The 22,117-nt window shown below is 62.7% G+C and carries 19 protein-coding genes; 15 read left to right on the forward strand and 4 right to left on the reverse strand.

Annotated features, from left to right (window positions below; genetic code table 11):
- Positions 1–11: 11 nt before the first annotated feature.
- From D3878_RS03420 to D3878_RS03490, 15 genes are all read left to right on the forward strand, one after another.
- Positions 12–134, forward strand: a complete 123-nt coding sequence (locus D3878_RS03420) for an entericidin A/B family lipoprotein (protein WP_119784206.1) — start codon at positions 12–14, stop codon at positions 132–134.
- Between the two features lie 79 nt (positions 135–213).
- Positions 214–861, forward strand: coding sequence for a 3-isopropylmalate dehydratase small subunit (gene leuD / locus D3878_RS03425; RefSeq protein WP_119784207.1), 648 nt, complete (start codon positions 214–216; stop codon positions 859–861).
- Between the two features lie 16 nt (positions 862–877).
- A complete protein-coding gene (gene leuB / locus D3878_RS03430) occupies positions 878–1,948 on the forward strand; it encodes a 3-isopropylmalate dehydrogenase (RefSeq protein WP_119784208.1) in 1,071 nt (356 codons plus the stop codon).
- Between the two features lie 62 nt (positions 1,949–2,010).
- Positions 2,011–3,120: an aspartate-semialdehyde dehydrogenase gene (asd, locus tag D3878_RS03435; RefSeq protein ID WP_119784209.1), complete on the forward strand. Its 1,110-nt coding sequence runs from the start codon at positions 2,011–2,013 to the stop codon at positions 3,118–3,120.
- Between the two features lie 267 nt (positions 3,121–3,387).
- Positions 3,388–6,300: a motility hub landmark protein FimV gene (locus D3878_RS03440; protein WP_233556216.1), complete on the forward strand. Its 2,913-nt coding sequence runs from the start codon at positions 3,388–3,390 to the stop codon at positions 6,298–6,300.
- Positions 6,301–6,380: 80 nt separating this feature from the next.
- Positions 6,381–7,178, forward strand: a complete 798-nt coding sequence (truA, locus tag D3878_RS03445; RefSeq protein WP_119784211.1) for a tRNA pseudouridine(38-40) synthase TruA — start codon at positions 6,381–6,383, stop codon at positions 7,176–7,178.
- Positions 7,179–7,218: 40 nt separating this feature from the next.
- A complete protein-coding gene (locus D3878_RS03450) occupies positions 7,219–7,917 on the forward strand; it encodes a phosphoribosylanthranilate isomerase (protein ID WP_274381896.1) in 699 nt (232 codons plus the stop codon).
- A gap of 20 nt (positions 7,918–7,937) precedes the next feature.
- Positions 7,938–9,164: a tryptophan synthase subunit beta gene (trpB, locus tag D3878_RS03455; protein WP_119784213.1), complete on the forward strand. Its 1,227-nt coding sequence runs from the start codon at positions 7,938–7,940 to the stop codon at positions 9,162–9,164.
- A gap of 41 nt (positions 9,165–9,205) precedes the next feature.
- Complete coding sequence (gene trpA / locus D3878_RS03460) at positions 9,206–10,003, forward strand: tryptophan synthase subunit alpha (protein WP_119784214.1); 798 nt, start codon at positions 9,206–9,208, stop codon at positions 10,001–10,003.
- Between the two features lie 145 nt (positions 10,004–10,148).
- Positions 10,149–11,021, forward strand: a complete 873-nt coding sequence (gene accD / locus D3878_RS03465; protein WP_119784215.1) for an acetyl-CoA carboxylase, carboxyltransferase subunit beta — start codon at positions 10,149–10,151, stop codon at positions 11,019–11,021.
- Between the two features lie 80 nt (positions 11,022–11,101).
- Positions 11,102–12,448, forward strand: a complete 1,347-nt coding sequence (folC, locus tag D3878_RS03470; RefSeq protein WP_119784216.1) for a bifunctional tetrahydrofolate synthase/dihydrofolate synthase — start codon at positions 11,102–11,104, stop codon at positions 12,446–12,448.
- 10 nt (positions 12,449–12,458) lie between these two features.
- A complete protein-coding gene (locus D3878_RS03475; protein ID WP_119784217.1) occupies positions 12,459–13,400 on the forward strand; it encodes an SPOR domain-containing protein in 942 nt (313 codons plus the stop codon).
- Between the two features lie 33 nt (positions 13,401–13,433).
- Positions 13,434–13,922, forward strand: a complete 489-nt coding sequence (locus tag D3878_RS03480) for a CvpA family protein (protein ID WP_119784218.1) — start codon at positions 13,434–13,436, stop codon at positions 13,920–13,922.
- Between the two features lie 81 nt (positions 13,923–14,003).
- A complete protein-coding gene (purF, locus tag D3878_RS03485) occupies positions 14,004–15,524 on the forward strand; it encodes an amidophosphoribosyltransferase (protein WP_119784219.1) in 1,521 nt (506 codons plus the stop codon).
- A gap of 26 nt (positions 15,525–15,550) precedes the next feature.
- Positions 15,551–16,792, forward strand: coding sequence for a cystathionine gamma-synthase family protein (locus tag D3878_RS03490; protein WP_119784220.1), 1,242 nt, complete (start codon positions 15,551–15,553; stop codon positions 16,790–16,792).
- On the opposite strand, the gene D3878_RS24205 is transcribed toward D3878_RS03490, so the two are convergent.
- The 4 genes from D3878_RS24205 to D3878_RS03510 form a co-directional block, all read right to left on the reverse strand.
- On the reverse strand, positions 16,793–16,948 hold the full coding sequence (locus D3878_RS24205) for a hypothetical protein (protein WP_233556217.1): 156 nt from the start codon (positions 16,946–16,948) through the stop codon (positions 16,793–16,795).
- Positions 16,949–17,010: 62 nt separating this feature from the next.
- The gene (locus tag D3878_RS03500; protein WP_119784221.1) at positions 17,011–17,391 is read right to left on the reverse strand and encodes a DUF2149 domain-containing protein; all 381 of its coding nucleotides are present in this window, start codon (positions 17,389–17,391) and stop codon (positions 17,011–17,013) included.
- The gene (locus tag D3878_RS03505) at positions 17,388–17,822 is read right to left on the reverse strand and encodes a MotA/TolQ/ExbB proton channel family protein (protein ID WP_119784222.1); all 435 of its coding nucleotides are present in this window, start codon (positions 17,820–17,822) and stop codon (positions 17,388–17,390) included. The genes D3878_RS03500 and D3878_RS03505 overlap by 4 nt, the downstream gene beginning before the upstream one ends.
- Positions 17,819–22,084, reverse strand: coding sequence for a cobaltochelatase subunit CobN (locus tag D3878_RS03510; protein ID WP_233556218.1), 4,266 nt, complete (start codon positions 22,082–22,084; stop codon positions 17,819–17,821). Before D3878_RS03510 ends, D3878_RS03505 begins: the two co-directional genes overlap by 4 nt.
- Positions 22,085–22,117: the final 33 nt, after the last annotated feature.

Here is a 22,117-nt window from a genome sequence, read left to right on the forward strand (position 1 = left end):
GGGGGAGAAAAATGAAAAAAATATTCGTGTTCCTGATGTCCGTGATGCTGCTCAATGCCTGCAATACGATTGAAGGCATGGGCAAGGACGTGAAAAAAGCGGGTTCCGCGGTGGAAGAGGCTGCCCGCCGCTAGGCGGTTGGCGGCGGAAGCGCAGGCTTCCGTGAAAACAAGGGCGCTGCAGTCAGCGCTGATACGGTTACTGAGATAGAAAATGGATAAATTTACGGTTCACGAAGGTCTGGTGGTGCCGCTTGATCGCGCCAATGTCGATACCGACGCGATCATCCCCAAACAGTTCCTGAAGTCGATCAAGCGCACCGGCTTCGGCCCCAACCTGTTCGACGAATGGCGCTACCTCGACCATGGCGAGCCTGGCGCCGACAACAGCAAGCGCCCGCTGAACCCGGACTTCGTGCTGAACCAGCAGCGCTACCAGGGCGCTTCGATCCTGCTGACGCGCAAGAACTTCGGCTGCGGCTCCTCCCGTGAACATGCGCCGTGGGCGCTGCAGCAGTATGGCTTCCGCGCGGTGATCGCGCCCAGCTTCGCCGACATCTTCTTCAACAACTGCTTCAAGAACGGCGTGCTGCCGATCGCCCTGACGGAACTACAGGTGGATCACCTGTTCAATGAAGTCAAGGCCTTCCCCGGCTACAAGCTGGTAGTCGACCTCGAACAGCAAGTGGTGCGCACCGCCGATGGCAGTTCCAGCTACGGCTTCGAGGTGGATGCCTTCCGCAAGCATTGCCTGCTGAATGGCCTCGACGATATCGGTCTGACCCTGCAGAAGGCTGACCTGATCCACGCCTACGAAGAGCGGCACCTGGCGACCCAGCCCTGGCTGGCCAATACGATTTAATTTCAGTTAAATAATCATGAAAATTGCAGTCTTGCCGGGCGACGGCATCGGCCCGGAAATCATCAGCCAGGCGGTCAAGGTCTTGAACGCACTGGGCGAATCGTTTGAAATGGAAACCGCGCCGGTCGGCGGCGCCGGTTATGAAGCGCACGGTCACCCGCTGCCGGAAGGCACCCTGAAGCTGGCGCTGGAAGCCGATGCCGTGTTGTTCGGCGCGGTCGGCGACTGGAAGTACGACACGCTGGACCGTCCGCTGCGTCCGGAGCAGGCAATCCTCGGCCTGCGCAAGAACCTCAACCTGTTTGCCAACCTGCGTCCGGCGATCCTGTATCCGGAACTGGCAGGCGCCTCGACCCTGAAGCCGGAAGTGGTCTCGGGCCTGGATATCCTGATCGTGCGCGAACTGACCGGCGACATCTATTTCGGCCAGCCGCGCGGCGTGCGTGTATGCCCGGACGGTCCCTTCATGGGCAGCCGCGAAGGTTTCGATACCATGCGTTACTCCGAGCCGGAAATCCGCCGCATCGCCCATGTCGCCTTCCAGGCGGCGCAAAAGCGCGGCAAGCGCTTAACCAGCGTGGACAAGGCCAACGTGCTGGAAACCTTCCAGTTCTGGAAAGACATCGTCACCGAGGTGGCCAAGGAATATCCGGACGTCGCGCTCGACCACATGTATGTCGACAACGCCGCCATGCAACTGGTGCGCGCGCCGAAGAAATTCGACGTCATCGTCACCGGCAACATGTTCGGCGATATCCTGTCCGACGCTGCCGCCATGCTGACGGGTTCGATCGGCATGTTGCCCTCGGCTTCGCTGGACGCCAACAACAAGGGTCTGTACGAACCGTCGCACGGTTCCGCCCCGGACATCGCCGGCAAAGGCATCGCCAATCCGCTGGCGACCATCCTGTCGGCCGCCATGATGCTGCGCTATTCGCTGAACCGCGCCGAACAGGCCGACCGCGTTGAAGCCGCTGTCAAGAAAGTCCTGGCGCAGGGCCTGCGCACCAGCGACATTTACGAGGAAGGCACCACCAGGGTCGGCACCGAGGAAATGGGTAACGCTGTGGTGAAGGCGCTGGCCTGAGCCTGAAGAAGCAAGAATTTTGAAATTGATGGCGGGGCGACCCGCTTAGCATTTGAGGAAACATGATGAAACAGGTTGGCTTGGTAGGTTGGCGCGGCATGGTGGGTTCGGTCCTGATGCAGCGCATGCAGGAAGAAAACGATTTCGATCACATCGAACCGGTGTTTTTCTCCACCTCGAATGCCGGTGGCAAGGCCCCCGCGCAGGCGAAGAAGGAAACCACGCTCAAGGATGCCAACAGCATCGACGAGCTGAAAAAGTGCGACGTCATCATTACCTGCCAGGGCGGCGACTACACTAGCGAGATTTTCCCCAAGCTGCGCGCCGCCGGCTGGAACGGCTACTGGATCGATGCTGCGTCGACCCTGCGCATGGCCGATGACGCCATCATCGTGCTCGACCCGGTCAACGCCCATGTGATCAAGGATGGCCTGAAGCGCGGCGTCAAGAATTACATCGGCGGCAACTGCACCAACTCGATCCTGCTGATGGGCGTCAACGGCCTGTTCCGCGAAGGCCTGGTCGAATGGGTCAGTTCCATGACCTACCAGGCCGCTTCCGGCGGCGGCGCCAACCACATGCGCGAACTGCTGAAAGGCATGGGCGTGGTCCACGCCGCCGTGGCCGACGAACTGGCGACGCCGTCTTCCGCGATTCTGGACATCGACCGCAAGGTGGCGCACACCATCCGCAAGGACGTGCCGACCGAATACTTCCCGGCGCCGCTGGCCGGCGGCCTGATTCCCTGGATCGACAAGCAGCTCGATAATGGCCAGTCCAAGGAAGAGTGGAAGGGTCAGGCCGAAGTCAACAAGATCCTCGGCAATACCGACACCATTCCGGTGGACGGTCTGTGCGTGCGCATCGGCGCCATGCGCTGCCACAGCCTGGCGCTGACGCTGAAGCTGAAAAAAGATTTGCCGCTGGCCGAGATCGAAAACATCATCCGTTCCGGCAATCCGTGGGTCAAATGGGTACCGAACGACCGTGCCATCACCGAGCAGGAATTGACCCCTGCCTCGATTACCGGTGGCCTGCAAATCGGCGTCGGTCGCGTGCGCAAGCTGAACATGGGGCCGGAATACCTGTCGGCTTTCGTCATCGGCGACCAGTTATTGTGGGGCGCTGCCGAACCCTTGCGGCGCATGCTGCGTATCCTGCTGGAAGACTGAGGCGCCTCGGCGACGACCTCTTCGGTTGTTGTCATGCCGCAACATCAACCCGCCAAGATCCCTGCCAGACAGGGGGCTTGGCGGGTTTTGCGTCTGTTCAGAAGATGGTTCCGCTTGCGAACGTAAGTCCATGATGATATGTTAAAAGTAAGCAACAAAAAATAACGTTCGTCGTGCTCGCGAAACCTGCAACACGCTCCCATGGAATGCCCTCTTATGCCAATTAACATGCATTCAAGCAATCATTCTCAGCTCGCATCTTTCAGCATGAAAACGCTGAGCGCCGCTGTTCTTTCAGCCGTGCTTTGCACCAGTGCCTATGCGGCTGGATTGGGCAAGCTGACCGTGTTGTCGTCGCTGGGGCAGCCCCTGCGCGCAGAAATCGAGCTGACTTCGGTGGCGAAGGAAGAAGCCGGCACGATCGTGGCGAAGCTGGCTTCGTCCGAAGCTTACCGGCAAGCCAATATCGACTTTAATCCGGCGCTGTTTTCCTTGCGCTTTGCCATCGAAAACCGGGGCGACCGCCATTTCGTCCGGGTGACCTCGGCCCAGCCAATCAATGAGCCCTTTGTGGCGATGCTGCTGGAACTCGGCGGCGGCAACAATCGCCTGGTACGCGAATATACTTTCCTGCTGGATCCGGCCGATTTGCGCATGGGGCCGTCGGCCCAGATCGCCGCCGCACCCGAAGCCCGGCCGCGCGCCGGCAGCGCTAGCCAGGCGCCCACAGTACGCACGGCGCCGGTGCCGCAACCGGAGGCTGCGCAACAGTCGGACACGCGTCCAGCCCAGCCGGCCAGGCGGGCCGGGCGCGCCGAATCTGCCGCGACGACGTCGCAGGCGGCGACGGGCGATGGCAACTACCAGGTCAAGAAAGGCGATACGCTGGCCGCGATCGCCGGCCACGTGAAGCAGGAAGGGGTTTCGCTCGACCAGATGCTGGTGGCCTTGTATCGCGCCAATGGCAGTGCCTTTGTCGGCAATAACATGAACCGCCTGCGCGCCGGCCAGATCCTCACGGTGCCGGACGCCGAGGCGGCGAAATCGATCGGCAAATCCGAGGCGCGCGGTGTCGTGGTCGCCCAGGCGGCCGATTTCAACGCCTACCGCAACCAGCTGGCCGGTCAGGTGGCTGCTGCGGCGCAGCCGAAGACATCGGAAGCCAGCCAGAGCGCCGCTGGCAAGATCACCACCCAGGTCGAGGAAAAGCCGAGCGCTGTCAATGACGCCAAGGACAAACTGAAGTTGTCCAAGGCAGGTGCTGGCGCCAAGACGCCGGGCACCGGTCCTGCCGGTTTTGCTGCCGGTACCGAAGACCTCATCGCCAAGGAAAAAGCCCTGGCCGAATCCAGCGCGCGCGTCAAGGAGCTGGAGAAGAACGTCACCGATTTGCAGAAACTGCTGGAAATCAAGAACAAGGATCTGGCAGCGCAACAGGCGCAGGCACAGGCAAGTGCCAAGGTCGCTGCCGCATCCACAGCTGCAGGAGCACCCGCAGCGCCGGCTGCTCCTGCAGCCGCCACAGCCCCCGCCGCCACGCCTGCCGCTCCTGCCGTCACCACACCCTCCGCCGCTGCTCCTGCAGATGCTGGCCAAGCGTCGCAGGCTGCTGCGGGTAGCGACGCAGCGCCTGCCGACAAGGCTGCCGCGCCAGCGCAGCCGGTCGCGGAGACGCCGCCGGCTGCGCCGGCCAAGCCGGCCGTCAAGCGGATCGCGCCACCGCCGCCTCCAGTTGAAGCGCCGAGCTTCCTCGACGAATTGTTGGGCAATACCGTTTTGCTGTCGAGCCTCGCCGCCGGCTTGCTGGCAGGTCTGGGCGCGCTGGGCATCTATGGCATGCGGCGCAAGAAAAATGCCGCACAATATGACGACAGCATCCTGGCTGATTCCAGCCTGAAAGCAAATTCGCTTTTCGGTTCGACCGGCGGACAGAGCGTCGATACCAGCAACAGCGTTTTCAATTCCAGCTTTACGCCGGCGGCCAGCCAGCTCGATGCCAACGAGGTCGACCCGATTGCCGAGGCCGATGTGTATATCGCCTATGGCCGCGATGCGCAAGCCGAGGAAATCCTCAAGGAAGCCTTGCGTACCCAACCGGAGCGCCATGCGGTACGCGTGAAATTGCTGGAAATTTATGCCGGCCGCAAGGATTTGCGCGCCTTCGAGACGCTGGCCACCGAGCTCTACAGCATGACCAGGGGCGAGGGGGAAGACTGGGCGCAGGCTGCCGTCATGGGCGCGGCGCTGGATCCGAACAACCCGCTGTATGCCGGCGCCAGGGCGGATCAAGGCAGCGAAGGCAAGGCAGCTGCGCTGGCGGCCGCCACCGCGTCGCAGGACGATGAGCTGGATGCCTTGCTCAACACTACGGACACGCAGCAATCCACCCTGGGCGTGCTGGATGGCCTGGAAGACAATTCGGCCTATTTCGACAATTCCATGATGAGCGACCTGCCGGCGCCGCCTGCAGCGCCAGCGCCGCAGGCAGAGTCGCCAGCGGCGGAGGACGCGACCGCAGTCAATAGCCTGGATTTCGACCTTGACGGCCTCAATCTGCAGGCACCGGAAATCCCTGTGAGTCCGCTGGCGAACGATGCCGCGTCCGGGCTGGAATTCGGCAGCATGGATTTCAGTCTGGAGCAGAATCCGTCAACTGCAGACGATGAATTCGATGCGCCGGCCACCACGATGAGCGTGGACCTCGGCGGCGACGATCTGGCATTCATGCCAGCTGAAGTGCCTAGCCTGCCGGAAGAAGCCGCACCGCGCGACGCGGCGTCGGCAGAGGTGACTTCGCTGAATTTCGACCTCTCCGACATCAGCCTGGACTTGAATCCGGCCGAGAGCAAGCCGGCGGCAGCGGCGAAGGCGGAACCTGCGCTGCCCGACCTCGGCTCGACGCTGGATTTCTCGACTTCGTCGACCAAGTTCGACCTAACGCAAAGCTTGCCCAGCTTCGATCTTCCCCAGGGAGATTTCGAAGACAGCCTGGTGATCGATACCGAAAGCGACAGCGACAGTACGCCGGACTCGGAAATGGCGACCAAGCTGGACCTGGCGATCGCGTACCAGGAAATCGGCGACCGCGAAGGCGCCCGCGAATTACTGGACGAAGTCATCAAGGGCGGCAATCTGGACCAATCGGAAAAAGCCAGGTCATTGCTGCTCAGCCTGGCCTGATCCTCGCGTGGCACAATAGAGGGCGCAACGCTGTTGCGCCCTTTTTTACGTTTGTTTATACGCACGCTGAAAGACCTGAATTGAAACGCATCGCACTCGGCATCCAATACGACGGCGCGCCCTGGCACGGCTGGCAAACCCAGCCCGATGGCCATACCGTGCAAGACCGCCTGGAAGCGGCCTTGCTGAAATTCGCCCGCACTCCCATCGACGTCACCTGCGCCGGGCGCACCGATACCGGGGTGCACGCGCTGGAACAGGTGGTGCATTTTGATACCGACATCGCGCGCGAGGCGTTTTCCTGGGTGCGCGGGGTCAATGCCTTCCTGCCGCCGTCGATCGCGGTGCGCTGGGCGTGCGAAGTGGCGCCGGACGGGCAGGGCGAGCAATTCCATGCGCGCTTTTCCGCCGCCAGCCGCACCTACCATTACCTGCTGTACAACCATGCGACGCCTTCGCCGCTGTTGGCTGGCAAGGCGGGCTGGGCATTCCGGCCGCTGGAATTGGCGGCGATGCAGGAAGCCGCCCGCCATTTGCACGGTACGCATGACTTTTCCGCATTTCGTGCCGCCGAATGCCAGGCCAAGTCGCCGGTACGCAGCATGCAACGCATCGAGGTCGCCAGGCGCGGCGACCTGATTACCTTCAGCCTGACGGCCAACGCCTTCCTGCACCACATGGTGCGCAATATCGTCGGCTCGCTGATCGCCGTCGGCATTGGCAAATATCCGCCGGCGTGGATGCGGGAAATGCTGGAAGGATGCGACCGCAGCCGCGTTGCGCCAACCTTCATGCCGGACGGTTTGTACCTGGCCAGGATCGACTACGATCCCAAATGGGGTTTGCCGCAGGAAGCAGCCGTGCCTTTCTGGCTGTGATGGCGGGCGTGGAACGGGTATACTTGGCCGCTTCGCCCACTTGCGCACTGAACGTGCCGCTGCAACGATGAGCCACCGTACCCGTATCAAGATTTGCGGCCTGACCCGGCCGGAAGATGTCCAGGCGGCCGTAGCCGCCGGCGCCGATGCGCTGGGTTTTGTCTTTTACGACAAGAGTCCGCGCCACGTCAGCGCCGCCCAGGCGAAGGCGCTGATTGCGCAGATTCCGCCTTTTATCACCCCGGTTGGCCTGTTCGTCAATGCCAGCGCCGAAGCCGTCGCGGATGTCCTCGCCACGGCGCCGATTTCATTGTTGCAATTCCATGGCGATGAAAGCCTGGAACAATGTTGCGAGACTGCCAGCCGGGTGCGACGTCCCTTCTTGCGCGCCGTGCGGGTCAGGGCGGATATGCAGTCCGCCGATTTGGTAGAATACGAGCGGCAATACCGTTCATCCAGCCAATGGTTTGCCGGCTTGCTGCTCGATGCCTTCGTGGAAGGCTATGGCGGCGGCGGAAAGGTCTTTGATTGGTCTCTCATTCCAAAAGAAATCGCGCCTCGGCTCGTTTTGAGTGGTGGCTTGAATGCACAGAACGCGACTGAGGCGGTGGCCCAGGTGCGCCCTTGGGCGGTCGACGTCAGCAGCGGCGTCGAAAGCGGCAAGGGCATCAAGGACGCGGCCAGGATCGCGGCCTTCATCGGCGCGGTACGCGCCGCCGACACGGCAAGCAGCCACTAGAAAATAACTGGAAAACACCCATGACCCAATCGACCCAGCCCGGCGCAACGGGCCAGCACATTGCCTATGACCTGCCCGACAACAAGGGCCATTTCGGCCCCTACGGCGGCAGCTTCGTCTCCGAAACCCTGACCAAGGCCCTGCATGAATTGCAGGAGGCGTACGCCCACTACAGCAAGGATCCGGCGTTCATCGCCGAGTATGAATACGAGCTCAAGCATTTCGTCGGCCGCCCCAGCCCGATCTACCATGCCAAGCGCTGGTCGGAAATTGCCGGCGGCGCGCAGATCTATTTCAAGCGCGAAGACCTGAACCACACCGGCGCCCACAAGATCAATAATGTCATCGGCCAGGCGCTTTTGGCCCGCCGCATGGGCAAGACCCGCATCATCGCCGAGACCGGCGCCGGCCAGCATGGCGTCGCCACGGCCACCATCTGCGCGCGCTTCGGCCTGGAATGCGTGGTCTACATGGGCAGCGAAGACGTCAAGCGGCAGATGCAGAATGTCTACCGCATGGAAATCCTCGGCGCCAGGGTGGTGCCGGTCGAGTCCGGCTCCAAGACCCTCAAGGATGCCCTGAACGAGGCCATGCGCGACTGGGTTACCAATGTCGAGAATACCTTCTACATCATCGGTACGGTCGCCGGCCCGCATCCGTATCCGAAGATGGTGCGCGACTTCCAGGCCGTGATCGGCGAGGAATGCCTTGAGCAGATGCCGGAGATGGCCGGGCGCCAGCCCGACTACGTGGTGGCTTGCGTGGGCGGCGGCTCGAATGCCATGGGCATCTTCTATCCGTACATTCCTTACCCCGAGGTGAAGCTGATCGGCGTGGAAGCCGCCGGCGAGGGCCTCGAGACGGGCCATCACGCGGCATCGCTGACGGTGGGCTCGCCGGGCGTTTTGCACGGCAACCGCACCTATCTCCTGCAGGACCAGAACGGCCAGATCACCGAGACCCATTCGATCTCCGCCGGCCTCGATTATCCCGGTGTCGGCCCCGAGCACGCCTGGCTGAAGGACAGCGGCCGCGCCGAGTACGTGACCATCACCGACAAGGAAGCGCTCAAGGCTTTCCATGATTGCTGCCGCATCGAAGGCATCATCCCTGCACTGGAATCGAGCCATGCGCTGGCGTATGCAGCCAAGCTGGCGGCGACCCTGCCCAAGGACAAGATCGTCCTGGCCAACCTGTCCGGCCGCGGCGACAAGGACATGCATACCGTCGCCGGCTGGAAAGACTGAAGCAACACTCCGGGCGCCGATCAACCAGAAAAACCAATCCCATGTCACGAATCCAAACCACTTTCGCCGCCCTGGCGGCGCACAACAAAAAGGGCCTGATCCCCTTCATCACGGCGGGCGATCCCGCGCCCGAACTGACCGTGCCGCTGATGCATGCGCTGGTGGCGGGCGGCGCCGATATCCTCGAACTGGGCGTGCCGTTTTCCGACCCCATGGCTGAAGGCCCGGTGATCCAGCGCGCCTGCGAGCGTGCCCTGAAATTCAACGTCAGCATGCATGATGTGCTCGGCTACGTGCGCGAATTTCGCAAGACCAACAGCACCACGCCGGTGGTCCTGATGGGGTATGCCAATCCGATCGAGCGCATGGGCGTGGATGCCTTCGTCGCCGCCGCCGCCGAGGCCGGCGTCGACGGCAGCATCGTGGTCGACTATCCGCCGGAAGAATGCGAGGAATTCGCCGCCAAGATGCAGGCCCATGGCATGGACCCGATCTTCCTGCTGGCGCCCACCTCGACCGAGGCGCGCATGGAGCAGGTGGCGCGCTTCGGCAGTGGCTTCAGCTATTACGTTTCGCTCAAAGGCGTGACCGGCGCGCAGAATATCGATACCGCTGAAGTGGCGGACAAGATCGCTACGGTGCGCCGGCATGTCAAGCTGCCCATCGGCGTCGGCTTCGGCATTCGCGATGCCGCCACCGCCAAGGCAGTGGCCAGCGTCGCCGATGCGGTGGTGATCGGCAGCCGCATCATCCAGGAACTCGAAAATACTCCGCGCGAGCAGGCGGTGGCGGCGGTGCAGGCATTCATTTCCGGCATCCGGCAGGCCCTGGACGAATAGCTTGCAGGCAGGGCACCAGTCATTTAGGATGGCGGCCAAGGGTTGGTTGGCGGGCAAGCGAGTTGTGTTAATCTTAATGAAACTTTACTTGCCCCGAACAAAGTAAATTTTGCATTCAGGCAAAACAATAATTGAAAGAGGCGCCATGAGTTGGCTAGACAAATTACTCCCGCCGCGCATCCAGCGCAGCGAATCGGCTTCCCGCAAATCCGTGCCGGAAGGCCTGTGGGTCAAGTGCCCGTCCTGCGAAGCGGTGCTGTATCGTACCGATCTCGAATCCAATCTGCATGTCTGCCCCAAGTGCGACCATCACATGCGCATCCGCGCGCGCGACCGCCTGGACGCCTTGCTGGATGCCGAAGGGCGCTACGAAATCGGCCAGGAAGCCCTGCCGGTCGATACGCTCAAGTTTAAGGATAGCAAGAAGTACTCGGACCGCCTGAAGGCGGCCATGGAAGCCACTGGCGAAACCGATGCCCTGATCGTCCTCGGTGGCGCCATCATGACCGTGCCGGTGGTGGCGGCCTGTTTCGAATTCGAGTTCATGGCCGGCACCATGGGTTCGGTGGTCGGCGAGCGCTTCGTGCGCGGCGCTCAGGCTGCGCTGGAACAAAAGGTGCCATTCATCTGCATCGCCGCTTCCGGCGGCGCCCGCATGCAGGAAGGTTTGCTGTCGCTGATGCAGATGGCCAAGACCACTTCCATGCTGACCAAGCTGTCCGAGAGAAAGCTGCCCTTCATTTCGGTGTTGACCGATCCGACCACCGGCGGCGTTTCGGCGTCGTTCGCCTTCCTGGGCGACGTCGTCATCGCCGAGCCCAAGGCCCTGATCGGTTTTGCCGGCCCGCGCGTGATCGAAAACACCGTGCGCGAGAAATTGCCGGAAGGTTTTCAGCGTTCCGAATTCCTGCTGCAGAAAGGTGCGATCGACATGATCGTCGACCGCCGCAAGATGCGTGAGGAAATCGCCCGCCTGTTGGCATTGCTGCAAAACCAGGCGGCCGAAGTGGTGGCCTGATTTTCCTTGCCAGCCAGACGAGCCCGAACCGCAGCCAGGTTCGGGCTTTTTAATTTCAAAATCGCCCCCATTTAGCTGTCATGCATACTTCCCCCGCCACCCTGGCCGATTGGCTTGCCCATCTTGAAACCCTGCATCCGAAAGCCATTGATCTCGGCCTCGAACGCGTTGCCCAGGTCAGGGAGCGGCTGGGTATCGTCTTCGACTGTCCGGTGATCACCGTCGGCGGCACCAATGGCAAGGGCTCGACCTGCGCCATGCTGGAATCGATCCTGCGCCAGGCCGGCTACAAGGTCGGCATGTACACCTCGCCGCATTTGCTGCATTTCAATGAGCGCGCGCGCCTTGACGGCGAGTCGGCCACCGATGCCGCCCTGGTCGAACAGTTCGTCGCCGTCGAAGCGGCGCGTGGCGAGATCTCGCTGACCTATTTTGAATTCACCACCCTGGCCATCCTGCGCCTGTTCGCCGGCGCCGGGCTGGATGCGGTGATTCTGGAAGTGGGGCTGGGCGGGCGCCTGGATGCGGTCAATGTGATCGATGCCGATGTGGCCATTGTCACCAGCGTCGATATCGACCATCAGGAATACCTGGGCGATACGCGCGAGCAGATCGGCGTCGAAAAGGCCGGTATCTTCCGCGCCGGCCGCCCCGCAATCTGCAGCGACCCGGTGCCGCCCAAATCCCTGCTGGCGCATGCCGAGGCGATCGGCGCCGACCTCTGGCTGGTGGGGCGCGATTTCAATTATTCGGGCGACAAGCAGCAATGGAATTACGGCGGCCGCAGCCAGCGCCGCAACTCGCTGGGTTATCCCAGCCTGCGCGGCGCCAATCAATTGCTCAATGCCAGCGCCGCCCTGGCGGCGCTGGAAGTGCTGCGCCTGCGCCTGCCGGTCGGCGCCCAGGAAGTGCGCAACGGCCTGGTGATGGTCGACTGGCCAGGGCGCTTCCAGGTCTTGCCGGGACGGCCGACGGTGGTGCTGGATGTCGCCCACAATCCGCATGCGGCGGCGACGCTCGCGCAAAACCTCGACAACATGGGTTTCCACCGCTTCACCTATGCCGTGTTCGGCGCCATGCAGGACAAGGATATCGATGGCATCATCGCCCAACTCAAGGACCGCATCGACCACTGGTGCCTGACCGATCTGCCGCTGCCGCGCGCGGCCAGCGCCGACAGTATCCGGCAAAAGCTGCTGGCTGCCGGCGTCGTACCGGGGGACGGACCTGCTGCCGAATCCAGTATTGCCTGTTTTGCCACGCCTGCGGCGGCGTTTGCAAATGCAATCAACAGAGCGGACGAGAATGATAGAATTGCGGTCTTCGGATCTTTCCTGACTGTCGCTGGCGTGATGGAAGCCCGGAATCAGGACAGAAGTCAGGCCCAATTTAGCCTGAGTAGCGCGCAATCCTCTTCTCAACCATAGAACCGATCGCATGAGTTTGTTCTCGTTTTTCCGCAAAAACAAGCAGGAAGCCCCGGATGACGATACGTCGTATTCCCGGGCCAAAGACGAGCCGAACCCAAAGCGCCCCCGCGCCCGACGCCAGTCGGCGAGCGACGATGCAGCGGCGGATCAGATCTTGCCGGAAAAGAAACGCGCACGGCGCCGCCTGGTCGGTGCAGTCGCCCTGGTGCTGGCGGCGGTAATCGGCTTGCCGATGGTGCTCGACTCGGAACCCAAGCCGCTGGCGCAAGACATCGATATCAAAATCCCCTCCAAGGACTCGCCGGCGCATCAGCCGCAGTCGCGGCGTTTGCCGGTGCCGGTGACCGCTTCGCTCGGCCCGGATGAACAAATTCTTGAGCCGGTGGATGGCGGCGGCGCGCCGGTCGCGGCGCCGGATGCCCGCAAACCTGCAATGCCCGCCGTGGTGGCGGCCAGCGATGCGGCCGAGCGCAAGGAAGCGATGCCAGCGGCAAGCCCGAAAGCCGTCGCCGCAGAGCCAACAGCCGCCGAGGCGAAAGTCATGGCCCGGACCGAGCCGAAAGAGAAAGAAGCCGCCAAGCCGGAAGCGCCGGCAAGCGCCAGGAGCGCGCCGAAAGCCCCTGCCGATGAAGACAAGGAAGCCGCACGGGCCAAGGCCATCCTGGAGGGCAAGGGCGTGACCGATGCCGGCAAGGCCCCGGCCGATAAAAAGCCGGGCAAATACATGATCCAGGTTGCGGCACTGGCGAGCCAGGACAAGATCAACGAATTGCGCAGCAAGCTGAAGGCGGCGGGCATCGCCAGCCAGACACAAAAGATTCCTACCGCAAACGGCGAACGCACCCGCGTGCGCGTCGGCCCCTTTGCCAGCAAGGAAGAGGCGGAGAAGACGCGCGCCAGACTGGTCAAGCTGGGTTTGAATGGCAGCCTGGTGCCGCTGGGCGAGTGAGGGGCGATTGCACAGGATGATGGGTAGCGGCGCGTGACGATTTTCGATTACCTGGTGCTGTTCGTGCTGGCCTGCTCCATCGTGATCAGCACGATGCGCGGCCTGGTCAAGGAAGTGCTGTCGCTGTTGGGCTGGGTCGTCGCACTGGTGGTCGCCAATGCCTACGGCCAGGATCTGGCGGCGATGCTGGGGGACGTCGTCCCCGGTGCGGCAATGCGCCTGATCGTCGCCTTCATCGTTTTGTTTATTGGCGTAAGATTGCTCATGGGCCTGTTCGCCATGGCGGTAGATGCCATCATCACGCGTAGCGGCATGAGTGTCGCTGACCGCGGCCTGGGTGGCTTGTTCGGTCTGGCGCGCGGTCTGGTTCTGGTGCTGGCGGCAGTGCTGCTGAGCGGCTTGACGGCGATCCCGCAGCAAGCATTCTGGAAAGACGCCTTGTTGAGCCCGCTGGCGGAAACCGCGGCGCAAACCGTCAAACCTTTTTTGCCGGGCGCATTCGCCCGCAACGTGCATTATTAGTAATTGCGGGACAGAGTTAAGCCTAGCGCTACTCTGTCCCCAACACTTTAGATATATTTTGTCTTAGTTGAGGAGTCCACCATGTGTGGCATAGTCGGCGTCGTTTCCCACAACCCGGTCAATCAGTTGATTTATGACGCATTGCTGCTGCTGCAGCATCGCGGTCAGGATGCTGCCGGTATCGCAACCAATCATGGCAACAAATTTTCCATGCACAAGGCCAATGGCCTGGTGCGGGACGTGTTCCGTACGCGTAATATGCGTTCGCTGCCCGGCAATGCCGGTGTCGGCCAGGTCCGTTATCCAACCGCCGGTTCGGCCAGCAGCGAGGAAGAGGCGCAGCCTTTTTACGTCAATGCGCCGTTCGGCATCGTCCTTGCGCACAACGGCAACCTGACCAACTGGGAACAGCTCAAGATCGAGATGTTCAAGAATGACCGTCGCCACATCAATACGGATTCCGATTCGGAAGTCTTGCTGAATGTGCTGGCGCATGAAATCCAGGAAGCCACCAGCGGCTATTCGCTCGATCCCGCCGCGCTGTTCCGGGCCGTGACGGTGCTGCACAAGCGGGTGCGCGGTTCCTACGCGGTGGTGGCGCAAATCGCCGGTTATGGCTTGCTGGCCTTCCGCGACCCTTACGGCATCCGTCCCTTGTGCATCGGCGTCAATGAAACCGAAAAAGGCACGGAATACATGCTGGCCAGTGAATCGGTGGCGCTGGAAGGCCTCGGCTTCCGTTTCCTGCGCGATGTCACGCCCGGTGAAGCGATCTTCATCGACCAGGATCTCCAGCTTTACACTCAGCAATGCGCGGATAACCCGCTGCTCAATCCCTGCGCTTTTGAATTTGTCTATTTCGCGCGGCCCGATTCGGTCATCGACGGCGCCTCGGTGTACGCCACGCGGCTGAAGATGGGTGAGTATCTGGCGGAAAAAGTGCGGAAGCAATTTTCCAAAGGCGATATCGACGTCGTCATGCCGATCCCAGACTCGTCGCGTCCGGCCGCCATGGAACTGGCGCTGAAACTAGGCATCGAATATCGTGAAGGCTTCATCAAGAACCGCTATATCGGCCGTACCTTCCTGATGCCGGGCCAGGCCGTGCGCAAGAAATCGGTGCGCCAGAAGCTGAATGCGATCGGTTCGGAATTCAAGGGCAAGAGCGTGCTGCTGGTCGACGATTCGATCGTGCGCGGCACGACCAGCCGGGAAATCGTGCAAATGGCGCGCGAATCGGGTGCCAAGCAGGTGATTTTCGCTTCGGCGGCACCGCCGGTGAAATTCCCCAACGTGTACGGTATCGACATGCCCACCCGCAAGGAGCTGATTGCCTTCGGTCGCACCGAAGAAGAAGTCTGCCGCGAAATCACTGCCGACGCCCTGGTGTATCAGGACGTGGATGCCTTGCTGAATTCGATCTCCGACATCAATCCGGCGTTGCAGCGCTTCGAGGCATCCTGCTTTACCGGCGATTACGTTACCGGCGATATTTCGCGCGATTATCTCGACCGCATCGAATTCGCCCGCAACAATCCCAAGCCGGTCAACGAAGACCAGGTCCGCTCGCAATTGAACCTGAACCTGGCGCAGGTGGATTGAGGCGGACGGCAACTCATTGAACTGACATGAACGACAGTAAAAAATACGGCTTCACCACCACCATCCTGCATAGCGACCGGCAAAAGCCGATCGAGCACGGTTCCCTGCACAAGCCGATCCATACCTCGGTGGCCTTCGGCTACCAGGATGCGCGTGAACTGGCGGAAGTATTTCAGGGCAAGAAGCCCGGTTATCGCTACGGTCGCCAGGGTAACCCTACGGTTTCCGCCCTGGAAGACAAGATCACCGGGATGGAAGACGGCCTCGCGACCCTGTGCTTTTCCACCGGCATGGCGGCAATTGGTGCTATGGTGCAAGCCTTGCTGCGCGATGGCGACCACGTGGTGTCGTCGGCTTTTCTGTTTGGAAACACCAACAGCCTGTGGCAGACCGTAAATACCTTGGGAATCGACGTGTCGTTTGTCGATGCCACCGAGGTTGCCAATGTCGAGGCGGCCCTGACGCCGGCCACGCGCATCGTCTTCGTCGAGACCATCGCCAATCCGCGCACGCAAATTGCCGATCTGGCGCGCATCGGCGCATTGTGCCGCCAGCGCGGCATTCTCTACGTGGTCGACAACACCATGACCTCGCCCTATCTGTTCCGGCCGAAGGCGGTCGGCGCCGGCCTGGTGGTCAATTCCCTGACCAAGTCGATCGGTGGCCATGGCAATGCCCTGGGCGGCGCCCTGACCGATACCGGTCTGTACGACTGGAGCGTCTACCCGAACATTTACGACAATTACAAGCGCAACCCGGTGCCGCAGTGGGGCATCGTGCAGTTGCGCGCCAAGGCCCTGCGCGACTTCGGCAGTTCGCTCGGGCCGGAAGCGGCGCACCACCTGGCGGTCGGCGCCGAAACCATGGCCTTGCGCCTGGAGCGGGAATGCGCCAATGCCCTGGCGGTGGCGCAAATGCTGCAGGCAGACCCGCGCGTGGCGGCGGTGCATTACCCGGGACTTGCCACACATCCGCAGCACGCCTTGGCCAGGGACCTGTTCAAGGCGTTTGGCGGCCTGTTCAGTTTTGAACTGCAGGATGGCATCGATTGCTTTGATTACCTGAACCGCCTGAAACTGGCTGTGCCGGCAAGCAATCTGGGCGATACGCGCACCCTGGTGATTCCGGTGGCGCATACCATCTTCTATGAAATGGGTGCGGAGCGGCGCGCCAGCATGGGTATTGCCGAATCCCTGATCCGGGTTTCCGTCGGCATCGAGGATACCGTCGACCTGGTCGAGGATTTCAGGCAGGCGCTTGATGCCTGATCAGAAGTTCATGATCAAGCCCACGCGCAGGGCACGCGGCTCCGCTGGATGGGTATGAATATCGCTGACCGGCGCGGCTTCGTTACGCAGCTGCGATTTGTAGAAATAGTCGATGTCGCTGATCTTGCGGTTGAACAGGTTCAAGACTTCGGCCATGAGCTTGATATCCTTTGTAATCGCGTAACCCAGCTTGGCATTGACCAAGGTCGACGATAATGTTATTGGCTTTGTTTGCGATCGGCAGTCGGCCCGGATTCGATCAGCGGCCGCTTCTGGGCTTCCATGGCGGCTGCATCGATCAGCACCAGCTTGCCGGTTTTCGGGTCCCGGAATACTTCGCCGACGCGATCGTAGCCGCTGCCGTTCTGGGTAACACCGCTGGCGGGCCGCTCGATTTCCTGGCCTTTTTCCACCGGCTTCGGCACATTCAGTGCGCTGTGCGTGCCGGCTGCCAGCGCCGCGAGCAGTCCGCAAGCGAAGACGAGCATGACATCGACCAGGTTGACAAGGCTTGCACGCGGATCTTCGTCATGGTCGTCGAAGCGGGCATCGAGCCGGGAATAGAGGCGCAGGCGTTTGCGTGGCTCGTGGTCACTCATGCCATTGCCTCCAGCGTTTCCTCATACCACCGGCGGCGCAGCTTGCCGACGACCAGGCCTGCGATACCCGCGACGAGGCCGAGCACTGTCGCGTCGAAGGCGACCGTGACGGCACTGGCCAATTGCCCGGGATCGCCTTTGCCGAGCGCCGCGAGTCCCGGCCCCAGCGGGATAATGGTTGCCATCAGGCCAAGCATGGGCGGAATGCGGGCAAGCAGGTCGGCGCGTTCGAGGCGGTGACGGGCGACATGTTGCACGCGCAGCACATCGCCGCTTGCCCTGAGCCTGGCCAGGCCGTAAAAACGTTCGCCGGTGGCGATGCCGGCTTCGATCAGTGCAATCGCGCAGGCCAGTAACAATGCGGCCAGTGCGGGCGCAAGCAGCCAGGTGACAGCATCGTGCAGCCAGGTAAAGGATAGCAACTCATTCATTGAAAACTCCTTGTAAGTGAAATGGGTTTCGCGCCGCGCCACAAGCCGAGGGCAAACAGGGCGAAGCCGGCGGCGAGAAGGCCGAGCAGGTTGATGATGGTGGCAGCGGGATCGCTTGCCGGAGCTTCGGGTTCGGTCAGTTCGTAGTAACGTGGGGCGGCTTCGGGCGTGGCTGGTGCTGCAGCCGCTTCGGCAGGTGCTGCCGGGTTGTTGGCCGTGCCAGTCTTGACAGCTGTGGGCGGAGGTGCAACGGCAGAAGTCTCGCCGCGCGCTTTGGCCAGTGTTACGCCGAGCGCCTGGGCGTCGGCAGCGTCGAGCTGCGGCGCCAGCCATTGCCACATCGGGTGGTCGGGCGCCGTGTGGCCGCTGCCGGGCAGGCCGTTCTTCGCGACCAGACGGGCTAACTCGCTGCCCAGTTGCCTGATGGTGGCAGCGTCTGTTTTCCAGAAGCCCTTTTCCGCGGCGACCATGAAGATGGAAAGCATGTGCGCCTTGACATGGGCATTCTGGCCTTGGCCGAGGAACTGCGGCAGGCCAAGTTTTTTTGCATCGTCGAAGTAGACAGCTTTCACTTCATCCCAGGCCCAGTTCTTGACCAGGTCCGGGCGGGTGACTTGCCAGCCCCACAGGTTTTCGAGGAACTCCGTGCCCATCGTGCGGGCACCTGCATAGCCGTGGCCCATCAATGGCTTGAGCCAGGCGGGATTGAGGAAACGGCCGCGCAGTTCGCCCAGCAGTGCGCTGGCCAGCGGCTCGATGTCGGCCCGGCCGGGTTCAGCATGCTGCAGGATCAGCGCCTCCGGCGGACGGCCGGTGCGGCCCTCGATGGCCAGCGACAATCCGCCGAGATAGTCGAAGGCGTCATTGTTGTCGAGCAGTCCGTACAGGTTGCTGGCACGGCCGTGGTAGGTGCGGCCGATGCCCACGAGCGCAGTGTCGAAGGCTGCATGACTGGCTTCGCCGCTATCGGCAAGGCCGTAGGCGTGACCCATGCGCCTGCGGTAAGCGCGGCCGATCTCGTCGCGCTCTCGCCAGGCGCCGGAGCGTTCGGTCAGGCGGTTGACGCCAGCGCCGTAGGCGCCGGGGGCATCGCCGAAGATGCGCAGCGCGGCGGAACGGCCGGCTTCCGGGGTCGACAGTCCGGATTGTTCGAGTACGGCGAGCCGGTGCAGCCATTCGCGCGCAACACGGTTGTCACTCACCGCTTCGCGGCCCCAGGCAGCTGTCGGCACCGGCGCCAGCGCGGCGGCCAGGGCCTCCTTCAGTTGGGGGCGTTGCTCGGCCAGGCCGGCAGCAGAGGCGGCCAGCGCCAGGCGACCGGCGCGGTCGATCAAATTGATCAGGTTAGGATAGAGGTCGCGGAACAGGCCGGAGGTGGTGACGATCACGTCACGTCGTCCCACCCCCTGCTTGAGGCGAACGTCGGTGACGATGCCGCGGGCGTTCCATACTGGTTCGGCCCCCATCAGCGCGAGCGAGAACGCGACCATCACGCCTTCGTCGCGCACGGCGTCGGATGCCCAGAGGATGACGCCTTCGGAGCCTTGTGCCGGTTTGTCGCGGGCCGCAGCCTTGCTGGCCAGCGCCTCTCCCAGCCGGTAGCCGACCCGGGTAGGCAGGATGTCGCCGTCGATGGCATGGAAATTTCGGCCGGTCGGCAGCGCCTCCGGCGAGCGCAGCGGGTCATTGCCTTTGCCCGGCGCGATATAGCGCCCATCCAGGCCGGCCAGCAGGCCAAGCATTTCGAGTCGTGGCGAGTCGGCCAGCTTGCGGCTGATTGCCGGATCGTCGATGCCGCCTTTTTTCATCGAAGCGAGCATCAGGTCCAGCGACGCCTGGCTCCACTGGCGCCCGAAAATGTGCAGGCCGTAGGGCATGAATTTTTCCTGCAGCTTGGTCAGGTAGTGGCCGATTTCATGGGCCAGCAGGTCGTCGTCGGCTGCTTCAAAACCGATGCCGCGCACGGCCAGCACGTCGGCCATTGAAGCTTCCAGTTCGGCTTTCAGGTTCAGTGCCACAACTTGTTCCCGCATGGTGCGGGCGGCCTGGGCCTTGAGCGATTCGCTGGATGCGGCTTCGAAGCTCTCGACGACCTGGCGCAAGGCCAGCAGCTGGTCATAGAGCGGTGTCGAAGCAAGCGGCGGCGTCAGGTGATCGACGATCACGGCCAGGCCGCGCCGCTTGGCCTGCGTGCCTTCGCCGACGCCGTCGACAATATAGGGATAAATGCCGGGCAGGTCGGCGGCGATCAGGCTGGGATAGTCGTCCGCCGCCAAGCCGACGGCCTTGCCGGGCAGGAATTCATAGGTCGAATGGCGGCCGACGTGCACCAGCGCGTCGGCCTTGAAGCGGTCGCGTAGCCAGTGGTAGAAGGCGAGGTACTGATGCGGCGGCGTGACGCTGGTGTTCGCGTGCAGCAGTTCCTCATCCACTTCCCAGCCGCGCGGCGGCTGCGGGCCGATGAATATGTTGCCGAAGACGATACCTGGCACCAGCAGCTTGCCGCTATCGACCATGACTTTGCCGGGTGCGGGGCCCCAGCCCTTGAGGCCTTCGATACCGTATCCGGTAAGGCGGCGGATGAGCGGCGTGAGGGCAACGCAGGGCCGCTGCGGACGGTCGGCAAGACAGGCGAGGTAAGCGGCTTCGAGTGCGTCCAGATCGCGGAGGGCTTGCTGCCGCTTCGGATGGTCGGCGCCTTCGACCAGGTGACGTAATTCCTTCAGTGCAGTATCGGCCCGCTTGCGGCCCGCGGCGCGTTCGTTGGCGGTCTCCGCTTCAAGCACTTCTGCATGCAGGCGGCCGAGAGGGCCGTCTGTCATCTCGTCGCGGACACGGGAGGGCAGTGTCGAAAACCAGCGCGCGTAGTCGGACGCCGGGACGCTCGCGATGGCGGTGCTGAGCTCGCGTAGCGCGGCACGGTCCTCCGGCAGGTTAACGCCATGCGCCATGATGCGGTCCAGCAAGGCCTCCGGCGAAGCTGGCAATTCGCCTGTCGTGTAGCCGGCCGCCTTGAGTGCATGCAGCATGTCGAATAGCGATGCGGGCACATCGAGGTTATCGGCGCCGATGTTCTGGCGCCCCGGCGGATGGTTGTAATAGACGACGGCAATGCGCTTGTCGCGGTTTGCCTTGCTGCGCAAGGTCAGCCAGCGATGGACGCGCGCGGAGAGGAGGTCGATTTGCGCATCCAATGCGACCGGCGGACGGGTCTGAATACCGGTCACGCCATCTGTTTTGCTTCGTCCCAACGCCGAGACGACGATGGGCTGGCCGATCCCTTGCAACTCAGGCAGGGCGACACGGTACTGCACGGAGTCGGCCGGCAGGCCGTCCGGCGACAGGCGCCACTGGGTCGCGTTGCGCTCGCTCAGGCGGATTGCCTTGAAGACCGGCACATCCAGTTTCTTGAACGCGTCGATGACGGCCTCCCTGCCGTCGGCGGCCCCAACCACGAAATCCTGCAATACGATCAGTGCGGCAGGTCGCGCCGGCGCAACCAGTTCGGACAGACGCTCCAGCGCGTCACGCGAGGCGCTTCCCCAGCGGGTCAGTATCTGCACGCAGGACAGGCCGCGCTGTTCGATGCGCTGGCAGAGGGCAGCGGGCGTGCCGGCATCCATGTTGGCAAGGTCGAGTACGACGACGCTTGGCTTCGGCGCCAAGCCAAGGGAGGCGCCTCCGCCCCAGGCTGAGGCGTCGCTCAACTCTTTGCTGCCGATGCGCATGCGCAACGCCGGTTCCGGCTTCGGGGCCGACAGTGGCTGGCGCAGGTCGAGCAAGTGGGCAAACAGCGCCGTCATGTTTTCGCCGCCCCAGGCTTGCCAGACTTGGCGGGCGGCCAGCCATCGGCGCGCTGTCGGGTGGGCGTTGGCTGCGTTCAATGCCGCCGGGGGCGGGTTTTCCTGCGCCAACTGGAACAATGTGTCGGCTGGAAAGTTGCCCAGGCTTCCGGGACGGTCTGCGTCGAGGTTGCGGCTCATCAGGTTCAGGCTGGATTCCCCGTTCAGTGCGAGCACGGCGGTGCGGGGGCGGGCATGGCGCTCCAGCGCGTCCTTCAGGCGGCGCGCAGGATCACCGAAGACAGCGGCCGCGAGCACGCTGTCTGCCTGGCCGATCCATTGGCTGAGTTGCTTGTCGCTGGCTGCCATCAATTGCGCCGGGGTGCGCAGCACGATGCGGTCACCCGGATGGCTGGCGAGATGACGGTGCGCGGCCTCGATGGCGGTTGGCGCAGTACGTTCGGTGACAACGCCAAACAATGTTCCTGCCCAGCTTTGCGCAGACGTGGCGAA

This window comes from Noviherbaspirillum sedimenti (assembly GCF_003590835.1).
Classification (GTDB): domain Bacteria; phylum Pseudomonadota; class Gammaproteobacteria; order Burkholderiales; family Burkholderiaceae_D; genus Paucimonas; species Paucimonas sedimenti.